Genomic DNA, 17,463 nt, shown 5'->3' on the forward strand with positions numbered 1-17,463 from the left:
CTTTTCACAAATACTTTTGGGAGAAGCTATGGAATTGGTATTTATCCGCCACGGACAAAGCGAATGGAACGCAAAAAACCTGTTTACCGGCTGGCGTGATGTCAAATTGAGTGAAAAAGGCTTGGCCGAAGCCGCCGAAGCCGGCCGCAAACTGAAAGAAAAAGGCTACGAATTCGATATCGCCTTTACATCAGTGCTGACCCGTGCCATCAAAACCTGCAACATCGTATTGGAAGAAAGCGACCAACTGTTTGTGCCGCAAATCAAAACCTGGCGTTTGAACGAGCGCCACTACGGCCAGCTTCAAGGTTTGGACAAAAAACAGACCGCCGAAAAATACGGCGACGAACAAGTCCACATCTGGCGCCGCAGCTACGACACCCTGCCGCCATTGTTGGACAAAGACGACGAATTTTCCGCCCACAACGACCGCCGCTACGCCCACTTACCGAGCGATGTCGTGCCTGACGGTGAAAATCTGAAAGTAACATTGGAACGGGTTTTACCATTCTGGGAAGACCAAATCGCCCCCGCCATTTTGAGCGGCAAACGGGTTCTGGTCGCCGCCCACGGCAATTCCCTGCGTGCCTTGGCAAAACACATCGAAGGCATTTCCGATGAAGACATCATGGGCTTGGAAATCCCGACCGGTCAGCCGCTGGTGTATAAACTGGACGACAATCTGAACGTGATTGAGAAGTTTTATCTGTAAAACCTCAAGCTAAAATATTCGGCTTAAACCGAATACCGGAAAACAGGCGGCAAAATTAGATTTTGCCGCCCGTTTTGTTTCGAGCTTGAGTGGTCGAGATAAGGAAAAAGCCGTCTGAAAATTGATTTTCAGACGGCCTTTGTTGCATGGTATTTGTATTGGAAGTCGGATTATTTGACCAAACGCAGTTTGGTTTTTTTGTCGGTTTTAGGTGTGTCTTCGGGGGGAGGGGGGGCGTTTTGTTCCAAGGGAACAACTTCAAAACCCATGCCTTCGCCGCTTTCTCTGCCGAAGATGCTGACAACGTGGCCGATGGGAATCCAGATGTCTTGTGCCACGCCGCCGAAGCGGGCGGAAAAGTTGATCCATTCGTTGTCGATATTCAGCTGGCGGCAGGCGTTTGGGCCGATGTTGAGGACGATTTCGTTATCCCGTACATACTGCATGGGTACTTTGGTATGTTGGTTGACCCAAACGACGATATGCGGGGTTTGGTTGTTGTCCAAACACCATTCGTATAAGGCTCGGATCAGATAGGGTTTGGTTGAGCTGCTCATATTTTTCCTTGCTGGCTAGGGAAATAAACGGCGGCAGCTCTGGGGAAGCTGCCGCATGGTGGCTGCGGGTTTATTTGCGCATGGCTTTTTCGGCCGGAGTCAGGGCTTCGATAAAGGCCTCGCGCTGGAAAATGCGTTCGGCGTATTTGAGAAGTGGGGCGGCGGTTTTGCCCAGTTTGATTTCGTAATGGTCCAAACGCCACAGCAGTGGGGAGAGGGCAACGTCGATCATGGAGAAGTCGTCGCCTAAGATGTATTTGTTTTTGGCAAATGCGGGGGCAAGCATGGTCAGGCCGTTGCCGATAGCTTCACGGGCTTTGGTTTTTTCTTTGGCGCTGGCTTCGGGATTTTCCAGTGTTTGCACCAGGCTGAAGAGTTCTTTTTCCATGCGGTGTAAGACCAGACGGCCGCGGCCGCGCATTACGGGATCGCCCGGCATCAGTTGCGGGTGGGGGAAGCGTTCGTCGATGTATTCGTTGATGATGTTGGATTCGTGCAGAATCAAATCCCGCTCGACCAAAACGGGTACTTGGTTGTAGGGGTTCATCACGGCCAAATCTTCGGGTTTGTTGAAGATATCGACATCTTTGATTTCAAAGTCCATGCCTTTTTCGTATAAAACGAAGCGGCAGCGTTGGCTGAACGGGCAGGTGATGCCTGAGTATAAAGTCATCATAATCGGAAGCTCCGAGGCAAAACCGTCTTTTCAGACGGCCTGTTTGTGTTGGGTTTACTGAATTTTGTGGAAAGGGGTAACGGCGAAAGGTCTCGGGCGATATTGCCTTGTATCGAAAACGTTTATTCGCTGAGTTGATTTTGGTATTATAGACAATTATGAATGTTTAATCCATGATTTCGTTTTAGTATATTGTTTTTAATGGGAATAATGGTATAGTGAAATAAGCTCAAAGCACTACAGCGTTGGCTTCGCCCGGCTCAAAGAGGACGGTTTTATAACCGGATGAAACGACCATCCGGATAAAACCTGTCCCGTATTAATCATACTGTCTTCGGCTTGCAGCCTTATATTGCTTTTGGGCTATTCCACTATAGTAAATCAACCGAAAAAATATGACACTACAACGAGCCACCCTTCCCCTAGCCCCTTCTCGCCAGCGGGACGGGGAACAAAGTGCAGGTGGACCAACTTAGCTTGCCTGTTTGTACAGAAAATTCGGTGTTTTAACTATATATTTGGTGCTGAGTGGACAAAAAAAGGCAAACCTTATGGTTTGCCTTTTTGATGTTTGCCGGATTAGTGGACATCTTTCCAGTATTCTTTTTTCAGGAAGTATGCCAACGGCAGCATGATTGCCAACAGGAAAATCATCACGATATAGCCGGTGCGGTGGCGTTGCAGTTGTGCAGGCTCACCCATGTACACCAAGAAATTGACCAAGTCGCGAGCGTAAGCGTCGTATTCTTTTTCAATTACTTTGCCGTTTGGCAGGCGGCGGCTGTGCAGGCCGGTGGATTCCCAGTAGAGTTTAGGCTCTTTGACACCGTGTTCGTTTTCAACCCAAACCGGTTGGCCTTTGGCATCCAGCTCGACGGCTTTCACACCTTGTTGTTCCCACAGTGGGTGCGGCATACCTACTTTGTCGAATACGGTGTTGTTCCAGCCGCTCGGACGGGTAGGGTCTTTATAGAAGCCGCGCATGTAGGCATACAGGTAGTCTGCGCCGCGGGAACGGGCAATCAGCGTCAAATCAGGCGGTGCGGCACCGAACCATTTTTGCGCATCTTTCGGGTTCATTGCACCCATCATGACATCGCCGACGTTGTCGGTGGTGAACATCAGGTTTTTCTTGATTTCTTCATCAGACAAACCGATGTCTTTCAGACGGTTGAAGCGCATGCCGCTTGCAGAGTGGCAAGACAGACAGTAGTTGGTGAAAATCTGTGCGCCTCGTTGCAGGCTGACTTGGTCGCGCAGGTCGATATCGACTTTTTCATACGCAGCATGGCCGCCGGAAGCAACTGCTGCACTCATCGGTACTGCCAACAGCAAGGCAGCAAACCAGTTTTTAAGCGTTTGTTTCATTTTAGCTGCCCTCATCAGATATTGGTTGCAAACAGGTAAGCACCTACTGCGGTAATCGCAACATAAACAAAGAACATGATTTTTTGTTTGCCGGTGCTCATGGTTACACGTTGCGGTACTTCTTTGTTGATGTCCAGCTTGGTGTAGAAAGGCATGCCCAAGAAGAACGCAAAGTAGATAACAGACAGGATTCGTGCAACCAGCGTGCGGGTGTCGGTAGCAACCATTGCGCCCAAGATACCCAAGCCGATGAAGGAAATGATGAACAGGACAACGGCGGTTTTGAAAATCGGACCGCGGTAGCGGATAGATTTAACTTCGCCTTTATCCAGCCAAGGCAGCAGGGCAATCAGAACCACGGCTGCACCCATGCCGATTACGCCCCAAACCTGTGTACCGAGGAAAGACGGAATGGCACGCAAAATGGCGTAGAACGGGGTGAAATACCATACCGGCGCAATGTGCGGCGGGGTTTTCAGCGGGTTGGCTGCATCGAAGTTAGGCGCTTCGAGGAAGTAGCCGCCGCCTTCCGGTGCGAAGAACAATACGGCACAGAATACGATCAGGAATACCACAACGCCCAATACGTCTTTGACAGTGTAGTAAGGGTGGAACGGAATGCCGTCCAAAGGTACGCCGTTTTCGTCTTTCAGTTTTTTGATTTCCACGCCGTCAGGGTTGTTGGAACCGACTTCGTGCAGGGCGATCAAGTGGGCAACTACCAAGCCGATCAATACCAGCGGCACGGCAATGACGTGCAGGGCAAAGAAGCGGTTGAGGGTAACGTCGGACACGTTGAAGTCGCCTCGAATCCAAGTAGAAAGGTCAGGACCGATTACCGGAATGGCGGAGAACAGGTTGATAATCACCTGTGCGCCCCAGTAAGACATTTGACCCCAAGGCAGCAGGTAGCCCATAAAGGCTTCAGCCATCAGCGCTAAGAAAATCAGCGAGCCGAAAATCCACACTAATTCACGGGGTTTTTTGTACGAACCGTACACCAAGCCGCGGAACATATGCAGATAAACCACGATAAAGAAGAATGATGCACCGGTAGAGTGCATGTAGCGGATAATCCAGCCGCCGGATACGTCGCGCATGATGTATTCGACTGCGGTAAAGGCGGCAGGCAGGTGGTAGCTGTTCAGGTTACCGTCCGGCTTGTAGTTCATGGTCAGGAAAATACCGCTGACGATTTGAATCACCAGCACCAAAAGTGCCAGCGAGCCGAAGAAATACCAGAAGTTGAAGTTTTTCGGTGCGTAGTATTGACCGACATGGTCGTTCCACATTTTGGTCAGGGGGAAGCGTGCGTCCACCCAGTCCAGCAATGCTTTTGATTTGCTATTGGTTTGGTTTGCCATAGTTCAGTTCCTTATTTTTAGTCTTCGCCAACCAAGATGGTGGTGTCGCTCAGATATTTATAAGGCGGCACGACGAGATTGGTCGGTGCAGGAACACCTTTATATACGCGGCCGGCGAGGTCGAATTTCGAGCCGTGGCAAGGGCAGAAGAAGCCGCCTTTCCAATCGGCACCCAAGTCGGCAGGGGCGATGTCGGGACGGAAAGTCGGCGAGCAGCCCAAGTGGGTACAGATACCGATGGCAACCAGAATGTTCGGTTTGATCGAACGGGTTGCGTTTTTAGCGTATTCAGGCTGCTGGTCTGCATCTGAAGCAGGGTCGGCCAGTTGGCTGTCGAGCGATTTCATGTCTTTGAGCTGCTGATCCGTACGGTTGAGCACCCAAATCGGTTTGCCTTGCCATTCGGCGGTAAGCAATTGGCCTGCTTCGATTTTGCTGACATCTACTTCAATGGCAGCACCGGCGGCTTTGGCTTTTTCCGATGGGAAAAAACTTGCCACAAAAGGCGTTACCACGCCCAAGGCGGCCACACCGCCCGCACCGCAGGTTGCGAGTGTCAGGAAACGGCGGCGGCCGTTATTGATTTCTTGATTATCCATATATTCAGTCGTCCTAATGTTTGGGAATACCGATCCATTAAACAGTGTAATTCTACCTAGTTTGTTGTAATACTGAAAGCATTATTTAAAATAAGGTAAAGTTTTTGTGGTATTTCTCAATCACTCATGCCGGATTGGCTTCGTCAAAATGAATGACTTCGACCGCAAATGCCTGTTTGAGGGCTTCGCCGAGCGCCCGTACGCCGTAGCGTTCGGTGGCGTGGTGGCCGGCGCTGATAAAGGCCGTGCCGCTTTCGTTGGCAAGGTGGTATTGCGCTTCGGAAATTTCGCCAGTGATGTAGGCATCGACACCGGCATCAACCGCCTGCTGAAAGAAACCTTGCGCACCGCCGGTACACCATGCGGCGGTGGTGATAAGCCGGTCGGGGTTGCCGACGACGGTCGGACGGCGCTCAAGGGCGGCTTCGATGCCGTCTGAAAATTGCGCCAGCGTCTGCGGGGTTTTCAGACGGCCTGTGTTGAACAGATTCTGTTCGCCGCAGCGGTTGTCGGTCTGTAAACCCAATACCGCCGCCAGTTGCGCATTATTGCCCCATTCGGGGTGGGCATCCAGCGGCAGGTGGTAGCCGACCAGATTGATTTGGTGGCGCAACAATGCTTCAATACGGGCTTTTTTCCAGCCGGTGATGGTTACAGGTTCGCTTTTCCAAAACAGGCCGTGATGCACCAGCAATATATCCGCCTGCTGTTCGGCGGCAAACTCAATGGCGGCAAGGCTGGCGGTAACGGATGTGGCGATGGTGGCAATCTTTTCCTTGCCTTCGACCTGCAGGCCGTTGGGGGCGTAGTCTTTGAATTGTGCGGTTTGCAGGGCGTTGTCGCACCATGCGAGGATTTCCTGTCGGGAAACCATAGGCGTACTCCTTCAAAATGTGTTTTGTTCGGGCGGGATTGTAGCGAAAAACCGGCACAGATGGCGGAAAAATCGGCGGCGGTTTGATGGCGGTCAGGTTTGTCGGTGTTTCTGTATGAATGGTTTGCATGGAAACATGAATTATTTTATAGTGAATTAAATTTAATTCACTATAATCCGGTACAACGGATAAGCAGCCGATGCCGTCTGAAAATCCGTTTTTCAGACGGCATCGGCCGAGCGTAAAAAATAACGGCTTTATTAACATCAACAGGAATTTATGGATTCAATTATCGAGCTGCGGCACTTGAAAACGCTGCTGGCATTGGAAGAAACCGGCAGCGTGTCGCTGGCGGCAAAGCGTATGTTTCTCACCCAGTCGGCGCTGTCGCACCAAATCCGTGCGTTGGAAAACTATTATGAAACCCCGCTCTTTGAACGCAAATCGTCGCCGATACGTTTCACACCGGCGGGCGAGCGGCTGTTGCAGCTCGGGCGGGAACTGTTGCCGCTGGTGGCAACCGCCGAGCGGGACTTGGCGCAGATTATCGAGGGCGAAGCGGGCGAATTGCGGCTGGCGGTGGAATGCCATACCTGTTTCGACTGGCTGATGCCGGCGATGGGCGAATTTCGTCCGCTGTGGCCGCAGGTCGAATTGGACATCGTTTCCGGTTTCCATGTCGATCCGGTCGGGCTTCTGCTGCAGCACAAAGCCGATGTGGCGATTGTGTCCGAAGCCGAACCTCAAGCCGGTATCCGCTACCGGCCGCTGTTTGCCTACGAAATGGTCGGCATTTGTGCCAAAGACCATCCGTTGGCGGCAAAGGCCGTGTGGGAAGCCGGGGATTTTGTCGATGAAACCTTGATTACCTATCCCGTTCCCGACGATATGCTCGATTTGCTGAAAAAAGTGCTGTTGCCCCAAGGCATCAATCCGCCCCGCCGCCACAGCGAGCTGACGATTGCGATTATCCAACTGGTGGCCAGCCGACGGGGTGTGGCGGCGTTGCCGTATTGGACGGTGATGCCGTATCTGGAAAAAGGCTATGTGATTTCCCGCCAGATTACCGAAACGGGGCTGCACAGCGAACTGTATGCCGCCACCCGCAGCGAAGACAGCGGCAAAAGTTATCTGGACAATTTCTGTCAGATTGTCCGCGACCGCAGCTTTGCCGACTTGCCGGGTTTGACGGTATTGGAATGGAAAGAGGGCGGAAAATAAGGTTTTGCTTTGAGGCCGTCTGAAAATCGGGTCGAGGTTGTTTTGCTACACAAATCACGGTGCAAACGGTTTTGCTTTGCAGAAATTCAGTTCCTCTGTTTTCAGACGGCATATTCATTGGCGGGCAAACGTTAAGATGTGCTAAAATAGCAGCAGATTTTTATATTATGCAGCCCGCCAGTTTATTACTGAACCCGCTGCAATTCACATTCAACAATGCCTGACAAGGCAGGCTGCTATGGATTATCCCAGTTCGGCAATAATGCCCCGTATTTTAAAAACTGACTGACATCCTGTCCCGACGTTCCGCCGTCTGCGACAGGCGGAGCGCTTATGAGCTTAGAAAACCAACCACTTTCCCCCGAACAAGAAACCGAAAACGGCCGCGATGTAGAACGCATTTCCGCCGATTTCGAGCGTATTCACAATCTTTGTGCCGTTTTAGAACCGGCGTTTGCCCAAATCGAAGCCGGACAGCCGATTGAAGACGAAAACCTGCGCAGCCCGTTTACCGAATTATCGGCACTGCTGGCAGCGCTGCACCCGGCCGACGTAGCGGCGGTGTTGGAATCCTTGCCGCAGCGGGAACGCCATATCGTCTGGCTGCTGGTTGCGCCGGAAGACGACGGCGAAGTCTTGCTGGAAGTGTCCGACTCGGTGCGGGAAACGCTGATTGAGTCGATGAACGAAGACGAGCTGCTGGCGGCGGTGGACGATTTGGATGCCGACGAATTGGCCGAACTCGCCGACGATTTGCCGCACCAAGTCGTTTTTGAAGCCTTGCAGACCCGTGATGAAGAAGAGCGGGCGCAGGTGCAGGCGGCGATGTCGTATAAAGACAGTCAGGTCGGCGCAATTATGGACTTCGAACTGGTGAGCATCCGTGCCGATGTCGCCTGCGAAGTGGTGCTGCGCTACCTGCGCCGATTCGACAGCTTGCCCGACCATACCGATAAAATCTTCGTGGTCGATGAAGACGATATTCTGCAAGGCGTGTTGCCGATCCGCAAATTATTGGTGGCCGACCCTGATGAATTGGTTGAAAACGTGATGTCCACCGATGTGGTGCGCTTCCGTCCGGAAGACGATGTCGAAGAAGCAGCGCAGGCGTTTGAACGTTACGACTTGGTAACCGCCCCCGTTATCGACGAACACAAAAAACTCATCGGCCGGATTACCATTGACGAAATCGTGGACGTAATCCGTGAAGAATCCGAAGCCGATATGTTGAACATGGCCGGTTTGCAGGACGAAGAAGACCTGTTTGCACCGGTGTGGGATTCGGTGAAAAACCGCTGGATGTGGCTGGCAGTCAATCTCTGCACCGCCTTTCTCGCCAGTCGGGTCATCGGTGCATTTGAAGGCAGTATCGAAAAAATCGTCGCCCTTGCCGCCTTGATGCCGATTGTGGCGGGTATCGGCGGCAACTCAGGCAACCAAACCATCACCATGATTGTGCGGGCGATGGCAGTGAGCCAGATTTCCGGCACGCAGGCACGCCGCCTGTTGCGCAAAGAAGTCGGCGTGGCACTGGTAAACGGCGTGATTTGGGGCAGCGTGATGGGCTTGGTGTCGTGGCTGCTTTACGACAGCATCGGCATCGGTCTGGTGATGGTGGCCGCCATGACGCTCAACCTGCTGCTGGCAGCGACAGTCGGCGTATTGATTCCGGTGTTGATGGAAAAATCCGGCCGCGATCCGGCGCTGGGCAGCTCGGTTTTGATTACCGCCGTTACCGACTCCGGAGGCTTCCTGATTTTCTTGGGCTTGGCGACCATGTTTTTGCTGTAGAACCGATTTGGTTGATATACCAAACCAAAGGCCGTCTGAAAACCGCATGATGCAGTTTTCAGACGGCCTTGCTGTATCGTTTGAATCCGTCAGGGAACGATAACGGTGAAAATATACGCCGCCAGATTCACCAGCAAGACCACGCCGTAGAGCATGTTTGAGCGGCCGTGGTTGAGCGATACCATCACCACAAAGGCAGATAAGGCGAGCAGAATCATGGATGTCCAGTCCAGCCCCAATACGAGGTTGATGTCGTAGAGCAGGCAGACGAGAACAACGGCAGGAATGGTCAGGCCGATGCTGGCGAGTGCCGAGCCGAGGGCAAGGTTGACGCTGGTTTGCAGGCGGTTGCGTCCGGCGGCAGTGAGGGCGGCGAGGCCTTCGGGCATCAGAACCACGGCGGCGATAATCACGCCGACCAGTGATTGCGGCGCACCTGCGGCGGCAACCATCTGTTCGATGGCGGGCGACAGGGCTTTGGCCAGCAGCACGACAATGCCCAAACAGATAATCAGCAGCAACAGGCTGGCCAGCGCAATCCGTGTCGAAGGCGGCGCAGCGTGGTGTTGAGGGTTGTCGCTCTCGGCAAGGAAATAGTCGCGGTGGCGGCCGGTCTGCACCATAATGAATGTGCCGTAGAGAATCAGCGAGGCGATGGCGACAAAAATCAGTTGGTAGTCGTTATAGGTCGGGCCGTTGGAGCTGACGGTGAAGTTGGGCAGGATCAGGGTCAGCACCAAAATCGACATCAGGGTAACGAGGGCGGTGCTGATGGATTTTTTGCTGAACGACTGTTCATGGTGTTTCAAGCCGCCAATCAGCAGGCAGCCGCCGAGAATGCCGTTGAGAATCAGCATGATGGCGGCGAAAACAGTGTCTCGTGCCAAAAAGGCGGCGCTATCGCCGCCGGCGACCATCAGCGAGATAATCAGGGCGACTTCGATAACGGTAACGGCAAGAGCGAGAATAATCGTGCCGAACGGCTCGCCGACTTTGTGGGCGACCACTTCGGCATGGTGGACGGCAGACAAAACACTACCGATCAACAGCATACCGGCGGCAAGTTGCCAAATCAATTCGGTTTTCATGCCGGTAAAATAAACCGCCCAAGCGGCGACGGGCAGGACAACGGACCAAAGGGGCAGTGCAGAATGGGTTTTGCTGGACATAAAGGTGTGGGCCTCCTGTGAAGTGGGAAAATCGGGTTGAGGTGGATGGCGGACACGGATAAAAGGTTGAGGTGCCGCTTGAATAATGATTATTTTTCTATCGTGAATTCACTTTAAAAGTATTACAGCGTTGGCTCGCCCGGCTCAAAGAGAACGGTTTTTGTAACCGGATTAAACAACAATCCGGACAAAACCTGTCCCGTACTACCTGTACTGTCTTCGGCTCGCCGCCTTGTACTACTTTTAAAGTGAATCCACTATAACAGGCCGTCTGAAAACCGCTACGATGCCGTTTTCAGACGGCTTTAATGGTTTGCAACATCAGTCGGCAAACGTTGCCGTTACCGGCGCATGGTCGCTCGGACGCTCTAAGGCACGCATATCGAGTTCGACTTCCACATTTTCCAAAACGGCGGCGAGTGCCGGCGTAATCAGCAGATGGTCGATACGCAACCCCTGTTTACGCTGGAACATTGCGCCCCGATAGTCGAACCAAGTATAAAACGCCCCTTCGGGGTGGATTTGGCGCAGGCTGTCGGTCAGACCCAAATCGAGCAGGGCTTGGAACCACGAGCGTTCTTCGGACGAGCAGTGGATTTTTTCATGCCATTTTTCTGGGTCGTAACAGTCGGCATCGGCAGGAGCGATATTGAAATCGCCCAGCAGCACTAGCTTGTCGTGGCGGCTCATTTCGTCCCGTACAAAAGCCGTGAGGGCGGCGAACCATTCCCGTTTGTAGGCGAATTTCGGGCTGTCGAGCGCTTCGCCGTTGACGCAGTACACATTGATGATCCGCACGCCGTCAATCGTAGCGGCAATCACCCGCCGTTGCGGGTCGTCGGGCATCAGCGGCAGGCCGGTATGGACATCCTGCGCTTGGCTGCGGCTGATGACGGCAACGCCGTTGTAGGTTTTCTGACCGCTCCACACCGTTTGCCAGCCCATCATATTGAGGGCGGCGGCGGGAAACTTGTCCTGATCGAGTTTCAATTCCTGCAATACCAGAATATCGGTGCGGCCGTCGGCAAGGAAATTCTGCACATGCGGCAGGCGGACATTAAGCGAATTGACGTTCCAAGTGGTGATTTTCATAGCGTTTCCTGAAATGCGGTGCGACAGGCCGTCTGAAAAACGGGTTTGGCGGTTTTAGCTTCGCAGAAACCCGCTTTGCTCGTTTTAGCAAAACCTGCGGTTTTAGCTTCGCAGAAACCCGCTTTGCTCGTTTTAGCGAAACCTGCGGTTTTAGCTTCGCAGAAACTCGCTTTGCTCGTTTTCAGACGGCATCAATCGGCGGAAAGCCTGAAATTATACAGCAAAACCGCCCGACAGACGGGCTTCGGGCGTATTTTTCAGACGGCAGGAAAATGGTGTTTTCTGTATCGGAAAGCCGGTTTCTGCAAAATAAACGGTGTATTACCTTATTCGCCGGTTCAAATTTGCCATAGTGAATTTACTTAAAAAGAGAACAAGACATGGGCTAAGTATGCCCCGGTATGATGTGAAATTTAGAAAACCCGTGCGTGCTTTGGCACACACGCTACACCAAACTCGGCGTAGCGTGCATGCCAAAGCATGCACGGGTTCGCTGACGACACAACGCTATCTATTCCCAAGCTGCATTGCTTTGTAGTTAATCCACTTAATATAAAAAATAATTCTGATTATTCCGCCGCCAGTTTCACCGCCAATTCCGCCAGCCGCCGCCCTTGGGCAAATGCCAGTCTGCTTTCGTCTTCCGTCAGTTCCGCCGAGTGGTCCGAACCCGCCACATGGCTTGCGCCGTAAGGCGTGCCGCCGCTTCGGGTGTGGCTGAGGGCGGTTTCGCTGAACGGTATGCCGCTGATAATCATGCCGTGGTGCAGCAGCGGCAGCATCATGCTCAACAGCGTGCTTTCCTGTCCGCCGTGCAGGCTTGCGGTGCTGGTGAACACGGTGGCGGGTTTGCCTGAAAGTTCCGCCCCAATCCATTGTGGAATCGTGCCGTCGATAAAATATTTCACCGCCGCCGCCATGTTGCCGAAACGGGTCGGACTACCCAGTGCCAGTCCGGCGCAATGGCGCAAATCTTCGGCGGCGGCATAAGGTGCGCCGTTGTCGGGAACGCTGTCTTCGACCGCTTCGCAGACGGTGGAAACTTTGGGAACGGTGCGCAATACTGCTTCGCAGCCGCCCACGCTTTCGATGCCTCTGGCGATTTGCAGGGCGAGATTGCGGGTAGCGCCGTGTTGCGAATAGTATAAAACAAGGATTTTTAATGGGTTTGGGTTCATGGCGGGTTTCCGTTACAATATGGTTTTTCAGACGGCATGCCGTCTGAAAAACAGTATTTCGACAAAGTGCAATCACATACTTGCACCAAAAGTAAAAATAAAGAGGAAAAGGGTATGCGGTTTTTCAAGCATTGGCAAGGGCTGAAGGATAAAAAAACGGTGGCGTTTCTGGGCTTTGTGGCGAAACGTTTCCGTGACGAGCGGGTGCCGCAGGTAGCTTCCAGCCTGACGTTTACCACGCTGCTGGCGCTGGTGCCGGTATTGACGGTTACGGTGGTGGCGGCTTCGGCGTTTCCGGTGTTTGACGAATGGAGCGGCTCGTTTGTCGAATTTGTCAACCGCACGATTGTGCCGCAGGGTGCGGACGTGGTGTTTGACTACATCAATCAGTTTAAGGAAAAAGCCACCAAGCTCACCGCCATCGGCAGCGTGATGCTGATGGTTACGTCGCTGATGCTGGTACAGACCATCGACAGCGTGTTCAACCGCATTTGGCGGGTCAATACGCAGCGGCCGCTGGTTTATCAGTTTTTGGTGTATTGGACGCTGCTGACGTTCGGGCCGCTGTCGCTGGGCGTGGGGCTGTCGTTTCTGTTCGGCTCGGTACACGCCGTGAGCGTGGGCGGTTTGCCGATACAGGCGGTGGAACTCTTGAAAACGGCAGCATCGCTGGCGTTCAGCACCATCTTGCTGGGCAGCCTGTATTGTTTCGTGCCGAACCGTTTTGTGCCGCTTCGCCACGCCGCCATCGGGGCGTTTGTAACGGCGCTGTGTCTGGAAATCGCCCGCTCGCTGTTTGCGTGGTATATGCGCAATTTTGACGGCTATCAGTCGATTTACGGGGCGTTTGCGGCGATACCGTTTTTCTTGGTGTGGCTCAACCTGCTGTGGTCGCTGGTGTTGGCGGGGGCGGTGCTGACCTCGTCGCTTTCCTACTGGCAGGGCGAAGCCTTCCGCCGCAATATCGATGCCCGCGGGCGGTTTGACGATGTATTGAAGATTTTGCTGCTGCTCGATTCGGCGCAGCAGGAAGGGCGGGCGATGCCGGTGCAGGAATTCCGCCGCCACATCAATATGGGCTACGATGAATTGGGTCAGCTTTTGGAAAAACTGGCACGCCACGGCTATGTTTATTCCGGACAGCAGGGTTGGGTATTGAAAACCGGTGCCGATGCGGTCGAATTAAACAGCCTGTTCCAACTGTTTGTATACCACCCCGCCGCAGTGCAGGCGCAGGACAGGGTCAATCAGTCGGTACACCACATCATGCAGCCGTGTTTGGACGCTATGAATATGACGCTGGCGGAATTCAGGGTGCATACCGACAGGCAGAACAAGACCGTCTGAAAATGAGGGTAACGAGTTTTTGCGAAGCTATAATGAAATAACCCAAAGCAATACAAGGCGGCAAGCCGAAGACAGTACAAATAGTACGGCAAGGCGAAGCCAACGCTGTAGTGCTTTGAGGTTATTTCACTATAAATCGGATTTTCAGACGGCATAAGAAATTACAGCAGAAAAGGAACAGCATGAACAAACTGTGGACGGCGTTGCTGGCCTTGGCGGTTTCGCCCGCATGGGCAGCGTATGCCTTGAGCTTGGGGCAGCCGCCGAAATATCCGGCCGGATTTCAGGCGTTTGACTATGTCAATCCGAACGCCCCCAAAGGCGGCAGCCTGTCGTTGCCGGTGGCGGGCGGTTTCGATACGCTCAACCCGTTTACCCTCAAAGGCGACCACGAAAGCGGCATTTCGCTGACGATGGATACGCTGATGGAAAAAAGTCTGGACGAACCGTTTGCCGTGTACGGCCTGCTGGCGCAGGACGCAACGCTCGCTGCAGACGGCCTTTCGGTTACCTTCCGCCTGAATCCCAAAGCCCGTTTCCACAACGGCGACCCTGTGCTGGCAAAAGACGTGGCGGCCTCTTTCCACACCCTGACTCAGGACAAAGCCGCTTCGCCGGTGTACCGCTTTTATTGGAACGATGTGGCGAAAGTCGAAACGCCCGACAGCCGCACCGTCGTGTTCCGCTTCAAACAACGCAACGCCGAACTGCACATGACGCTCGGCTCGCTACCGGTGTTTTCCCACAAAAGCTATCCCAAGGGCTTGGCCGCCGCCGCCAACCGTTTGCCCATCGGTTCCGGCCCCTACCGTTTTGCCAAAGCCGAAAGCGGCCGCCTGAGCGAATACCGCCGCGATCCGCATTATTGGGCGCAAAACCTACCCACACGCAAAGGCCGCTACAACTTCGATACCGTCCGTTTCAAATACTACAAAGACGACAGCGTCCGCATCGAAGGCATTAAAGGCGGACAATATGATTTTGTACAGGAAAACATCGCCCGCAACTGGGCCAGAGCCTATCCCGAAAGCATTTTGCAGAAACGGCAGTTATCCAAACACGAATGGCGGCACAGCAATACCGCCGGTATGCAGGGCTATGTAATGAACCTGCGGCGGCCGCCGTTTGACAATATTCTGGTGCGCCAAGCCATGATCGCCAGCTTCGATTTTGAAAGCCTCAACAGCCGCCTGTTTTACGGCAGCTACCGCCGCAGCAACAGCTTTTTCACCAACAGCAATATGGCGGCAACCGGCAAAGCCGAGGGCGACGAAAAAGCCTTGCTGGAACAAGTCGGCAAACAGCTTCCGCCGGAAGTTCTCACCCGCAACGTTCCCGAACCGCCGACTACCGCCGCCGAGGGCGTACGCCCCAACCTGCTTAAAGCCCGAGCCTTGCTGGAACAGGCAGGCTACCGCTACCACAACGGCAAACTGGTCGATAAACAGGGCAAACCGCTGCGTTTTGAATTTCTCTCGCCGGGCAAAACCTACGAGCGGGTCAATGCCAAATGGCAGCGGGATTTGGCAAAAATCGGCGTAGAGATGGCCATCCGCACCGCCGATTCCGCCGTATTCCAAAAACGGCTGGGGCAGTTTGATTTCGACATGACGATTACCGTTTACGCCAACAGCGAAAGCCCCGGCAACGAACAGTTCAACTTCTTCAGTTGCCAAGCCGCCCAAACCCAAGGCAGCCACAACTGGGCAGGCGTGTGCCACCCTGCTGTTGAAAAAATCCTGAAAAACTTCGAACATTTCGACAACCGCCGCCAACTTACCGCCGCCGCCCGTGCGCTCGACCGGGTATTGCGCCACCAATACATTATCGTACCGAATTGGTTTGCCGACCGCCATCGGGTGATTTACCGCAACACTTTGGGCATCCCCACAACCTTGCCGAAATACTACAGCCCGACCGACTGGGTATTAAGCAGCGCATGGCAGAAACAGTAGCGGGCGATGGAGTGAGGCCGTCTGAAAACGAGTGTAACGAGTTTTCAGACGGCCTTGTGATGAAAAGCAGGACAGTTCGGCTTGTTTTCCACTATATAGTTAAAACACCGAATTTTCCATACAAAAGCAGGCGTAGTTTGTGGTTAGCGAGGCACGGGCGTAACCCAACAAAATCTTATGTTTCAAGGTATTTCCAATCGTGTTGGGTTGCGACCCAACCTTGTATAAGAAACACCAACCACAAGATAAAATAAAAAGCCCCCGACAGAAGCAGCTATCAGGGGCGGGATTGAAAACAGAGTTGTACGCCAACCTTGGGCTTCAAAGCCCGCGACGTAGATAAAAGCCTGTTTTCAATGTCCAAACACCCCGAATAGTATCATAGACATGCTGTGCATAGTCTGCATTCACAAGGTTAGGAGCATGATGGACACCCCATTTTATTTTATCGGCATCGATATTGCCAAGTTAAAGTTCGATGTTGCGGTCAAAAAATCCGCAAAAGTGTATCAACACCACCGGTTTGAGAACCATCCTCAAGGATTTGCTGCTTTGAGCGAATGGCTGAACAGCTTTTCAGATAAGCCGCTCTATATCGTGATGGAAGCGACAAACGTCTATCACGAAAGGTTGTGCGAATACTTATATACGGCCGGACATTCAGTAGTGGTGATTAATCCCAAATGTGCCGCCAACTTTGCCAAAGGTTTGAACTTACGTTCCAAAACCGACAAAGCGGATGCCAAATTACTTGCCCGCTTAGCCGAAAGCTACGTTCATGAATTTGATCTGTGGCAACCGAAAGGCAATAACGAAAAAGCCTTATTGCGCCAACTTCGCCATCTCGAACATTTAAAAACAGCGCTGACCAAAGAAAAAGTCCGGCTGCAGATGCTGTTGGACGAGTATGCAATGGTTTCGTCCGAACGTCTGATTGCTTTTCTTGAATGCGAAGTCAAAACTGTTGAAACACATATTCATCAGTTGGTGAAACAGGATGAGCAGTTGAAATACAACCATCGTCTGCTGAGCAGTATTCCCGCCATCGGCAAAACCACAGCCTGTTGGCTGCTCGCTATATTGGGCGACGGCACTCGGTTTAAAAACGGACGTGCTGCTGCGACCTACGCCGGACTGACCCCGATGGTCAGACAATCGGGAACGAGTGTAGATAAGCGGGTCGGTATCTCCCGTATCGGACAGAGTGATTTGAGGAAGATACTCTATATGCCGGCCGTGTCGTTTTGCTTTGGCAAATATAAGGACAGTATTTACAGCCCGTTTGTCCAACGCTTACTAGAGCGTAATAAACTGGCGAAAAAAGCCGTGATTGTGGCTCTGATGCGTAAACTCGTAACCATTGCCCAATCCATATTGAAATACCAACAACCCTTTAACGAAGAACGCTATGCGAAAATGTGTCTGGATAAGGCTTGATTTATTGGGGGGCTTATAGTATCTACGTCCTGTTTAAAAACCGTATGAATTATTCAGTATATTTACTATAGTGGATTCACTTTAAAAGTAGTACAAGGCGGCGAGCCGCAGACAGTACAGAT

The 17,463-nt window shown here is 52.7% G+C and carries 15 protein-coding genes; 6 read left to right on the plus strand and 9 right to left on the minus strand.

Going from position 1 to position 17,463, the window contains the following annotated elements; all coding sequences use genetic code 11:
• Nucleotides 1–28 precede the first annotated feature (28 nt).
• Nucleotides 29–712: a 2,3-diphosphoglycerate-dependent phosphoglycerate mutase gene (locus PJU73_RS00490; RefSeq protein ID WP_237091676.1), complete on the plus strand. Its 684-nt coding sequence runs from the start codon at nucleotides 29–31 to the stop codon at nucleotides 710–712.
• 170 nt (nucleotides 713–882) lie between these two features.
• Here the strand turns inward: PJU73_RS00490 and PJU73_RS00495 are convergent, their stop codons facing one another.
• The 6 genes from PJU73_RS00495 to PJU73_RS00520 all read right to left on the minus strand — a co-directional run bounded on the left by PJU73_RS00495 (nucleotide 883) and on the right by PJU73_RS00520 (nucleotide 6,150).
• A complete protein-coding gene (locus tag PJU73_RS00495; protein WP_237091674.1) occupies nucleotides 883–1,269 on the minus strand; it encodes a ClpXP protease specificity-enhancing factor in 387 nt (128 codons plus the stop codon).
• 70 nt (nucleotides 1,270–1,339) lie between these two features.
• Nucleotides 1,340–1,945, minus strand: a complete 606-nt coding sequence (locus tag PJU73_RS00500; protein ID WP_237091672.1) for a glutathione S-transferase N-terminal domain-containing protein — start codon at nucleotides 1,943–1,945, stop codon at nucleotides 1,340–1,342.
• A 579-nt stretch (nucleotides 1,946–2,524) separates the two neighbouring features.
• Entirely contained in the window at nucleotides 2,525–3,313 is a 789-nt protein-coding gene (locus PJU73_RS00505; protein ID WP_237091671.1) for a cytochrome c1, read from the minus strand.
• Nucleotides 3,314–3,327: 14 nt separating this feature from the next.
• Complete coding sequence (locus PJU73_RS00510) at nucleotides 3,328–4,677, minus strand: cytochrome b (protein ID WP_237091670.1); 1,350 nt, start codon at nucleotides 4,675–4,677, stop codon at nucleotides 3,328–3,330.
• 17 nt (nucleotides 4,678–4,694) lie between these two features.
• On the minus strand, nucleotides 4,695–5,276 hold the full coding sequence (gene petA / locus PJU73_RS00515) for a ubiquinol-cytochrome c reductase iron-sulfur subunit (RefSeq protein ID WP_237091669.1): 582 nt from the start codon (nucleotides 5,274–5,276) through the stop codon (nucleotides 4,695–4,697).
• Between the two features lie 124 nt (nucleotides 5,277–5,400).
• Nucleotides 5,401–6,150: a Nif3-like dinuclear metal center hexameric protein gene (locus PJU73_RS00520; RefSeq protein WP_237091668.1), complete on the minus strand. Its 750-nt coding sequence runs from the start codon at nucleotides 6,148–6,150 to the stop codon at nucleotides 5,401–5,403.
• Nucleotides 6,151–6,430: 280 nt separating this feature from the next.
• Between PJU73_RS00520 and PJU73_RS00525 the strand changes: the two genes are divergently transcribed.
• Both PJU73_RS00525 and mgtE read left to right on the plus strand, forming a co-directional pair.
• The gene (locus PJU73_RS00525; protein ID WP_237091667.1) at nucleotides 6,431–7,372 is read left to right on the plus strand and encodes a LysR family transcriptional regulator; all 942 of its coding nucleotides are present in this window, start codon (nucleotides 6,431–6,433) and stop codon (nucleotides 7,370–7,372) included.
• 333 nt (nucleotides 7,373–7,705) lie between these two features.
• Nucleotides 7,706–9,163 (plus strand): magnesium transporter, encoded by a 1,458-nt coding sequence (gene mgtE, locus PJU73_RS00530; RefSeq protein WP_237091666.1) that lies wholly within the window; start codon nucleotides 7,706–7,708, stop codon nucleotides 9,161–9,163.
• Between the two features lie 89 nt (nucleotides 9,164–9,252).
• Here mgtE and PJU73_RS00535 read toward each other — a convergent pair whose 3' ends face one another.
• The 3 genes from PJU73_RS00535 to wrbA form a co-directional block, all read right to left on the minus strand.
• Nucleotides 9,253–10,332, minus strand: coding sequence for a calcium:cation antiporter (locus PJU73_RS00535; RefSeq protein WP_237091664.1), 1,080 nt, complete (start codon nucleotides 10,330–10,332; stop codon nucleotides 9,253–9,255).
• A gap of 321 nt (nucleotides 10,333–10,653) precedes the next feature.
• Nucleotides 10,654–11,424, minus strand: coding sequence for an exodeoxyribonuclease III (gene xth, locus PJU73_RS00540; protein ID WP_237091663.1), 771 nt, complete (start codon nucleotides 11,422–11,424; stop codon nucleotides 10,654–10,656).
• Between the two features lie 569 nt (nucleotides 11,425–11,993).
• Nucleotides 11,994–12,602, minus strand: coding sequence for an NAD(P)H:quinone oxidoreductase (gene wrbA / locus PJU73_RS00545; protein ID WP_237091662.1), 609 nt, complete (start codon nucleotides 12,600–12,602; stop codon nucleotides 11,994–11,996).
• 114 nt (nucleotides 12,603–12,716) lie between these two features.
• On the opposite strand from wrbA, the gene PJU73_RS00550 reads away from it, so the two are divergent.
• The 3 genes from PJU73_RS00550 (at nucleotide 12,717) to PJU73_RS00560 (ending at nucleotide 17,341) form a co-directional block, all read left to right on the plus strand.
• Complete coding sequence (locus PJU73_RS00550) at nucleotides 12,717–13,949, plus strand: YihY family inner membrane protein (RefSeq protein WP_237091661.1); 1,233 nt, start codon at nucleotides 12,717–12,719, stop codon at nucleotides 13,947–13,949.
• A gap of 182 nt (nucleotides 13,950–14,131) precedes the next feature.
• On the plus strand, nucleotides 14,132–15,904 hold the full coding sequence (locus tag PJU73_RS00555) for an extracellular solute-binding protein (protein WP_237091659.1): 1,773 nt from the start codon (nucleotides 14,132–14,134) through the stop codon (nucleotides 15,902–15,904).
• Nucleotides 15,905–16,327: 423 nt separating this feature from the next.
• A complete protein-coding gene (locus tag PJU73_RS00560; protein WP_272607443.1) occupies nucleotides 16,328–17,341 on the plus strand; it encodes an IS110 family RNA-guided transposase in 1,014 nt (337 codons plus the stop codon).
• Nucleotides 17,342–17,463 lie beyond the last annotated feature (122 nt).

Origin of the sequence: Neisseria lisongii (assembly GCF_028463985.1) — a bacterium.
GTDB classification, from domain to species: Bacteria; Pseudomonadota; Gammaproteobacteria; order Burkholderiales; family Neisseriaceae; genus Neisseria; species Neisseria lisongii.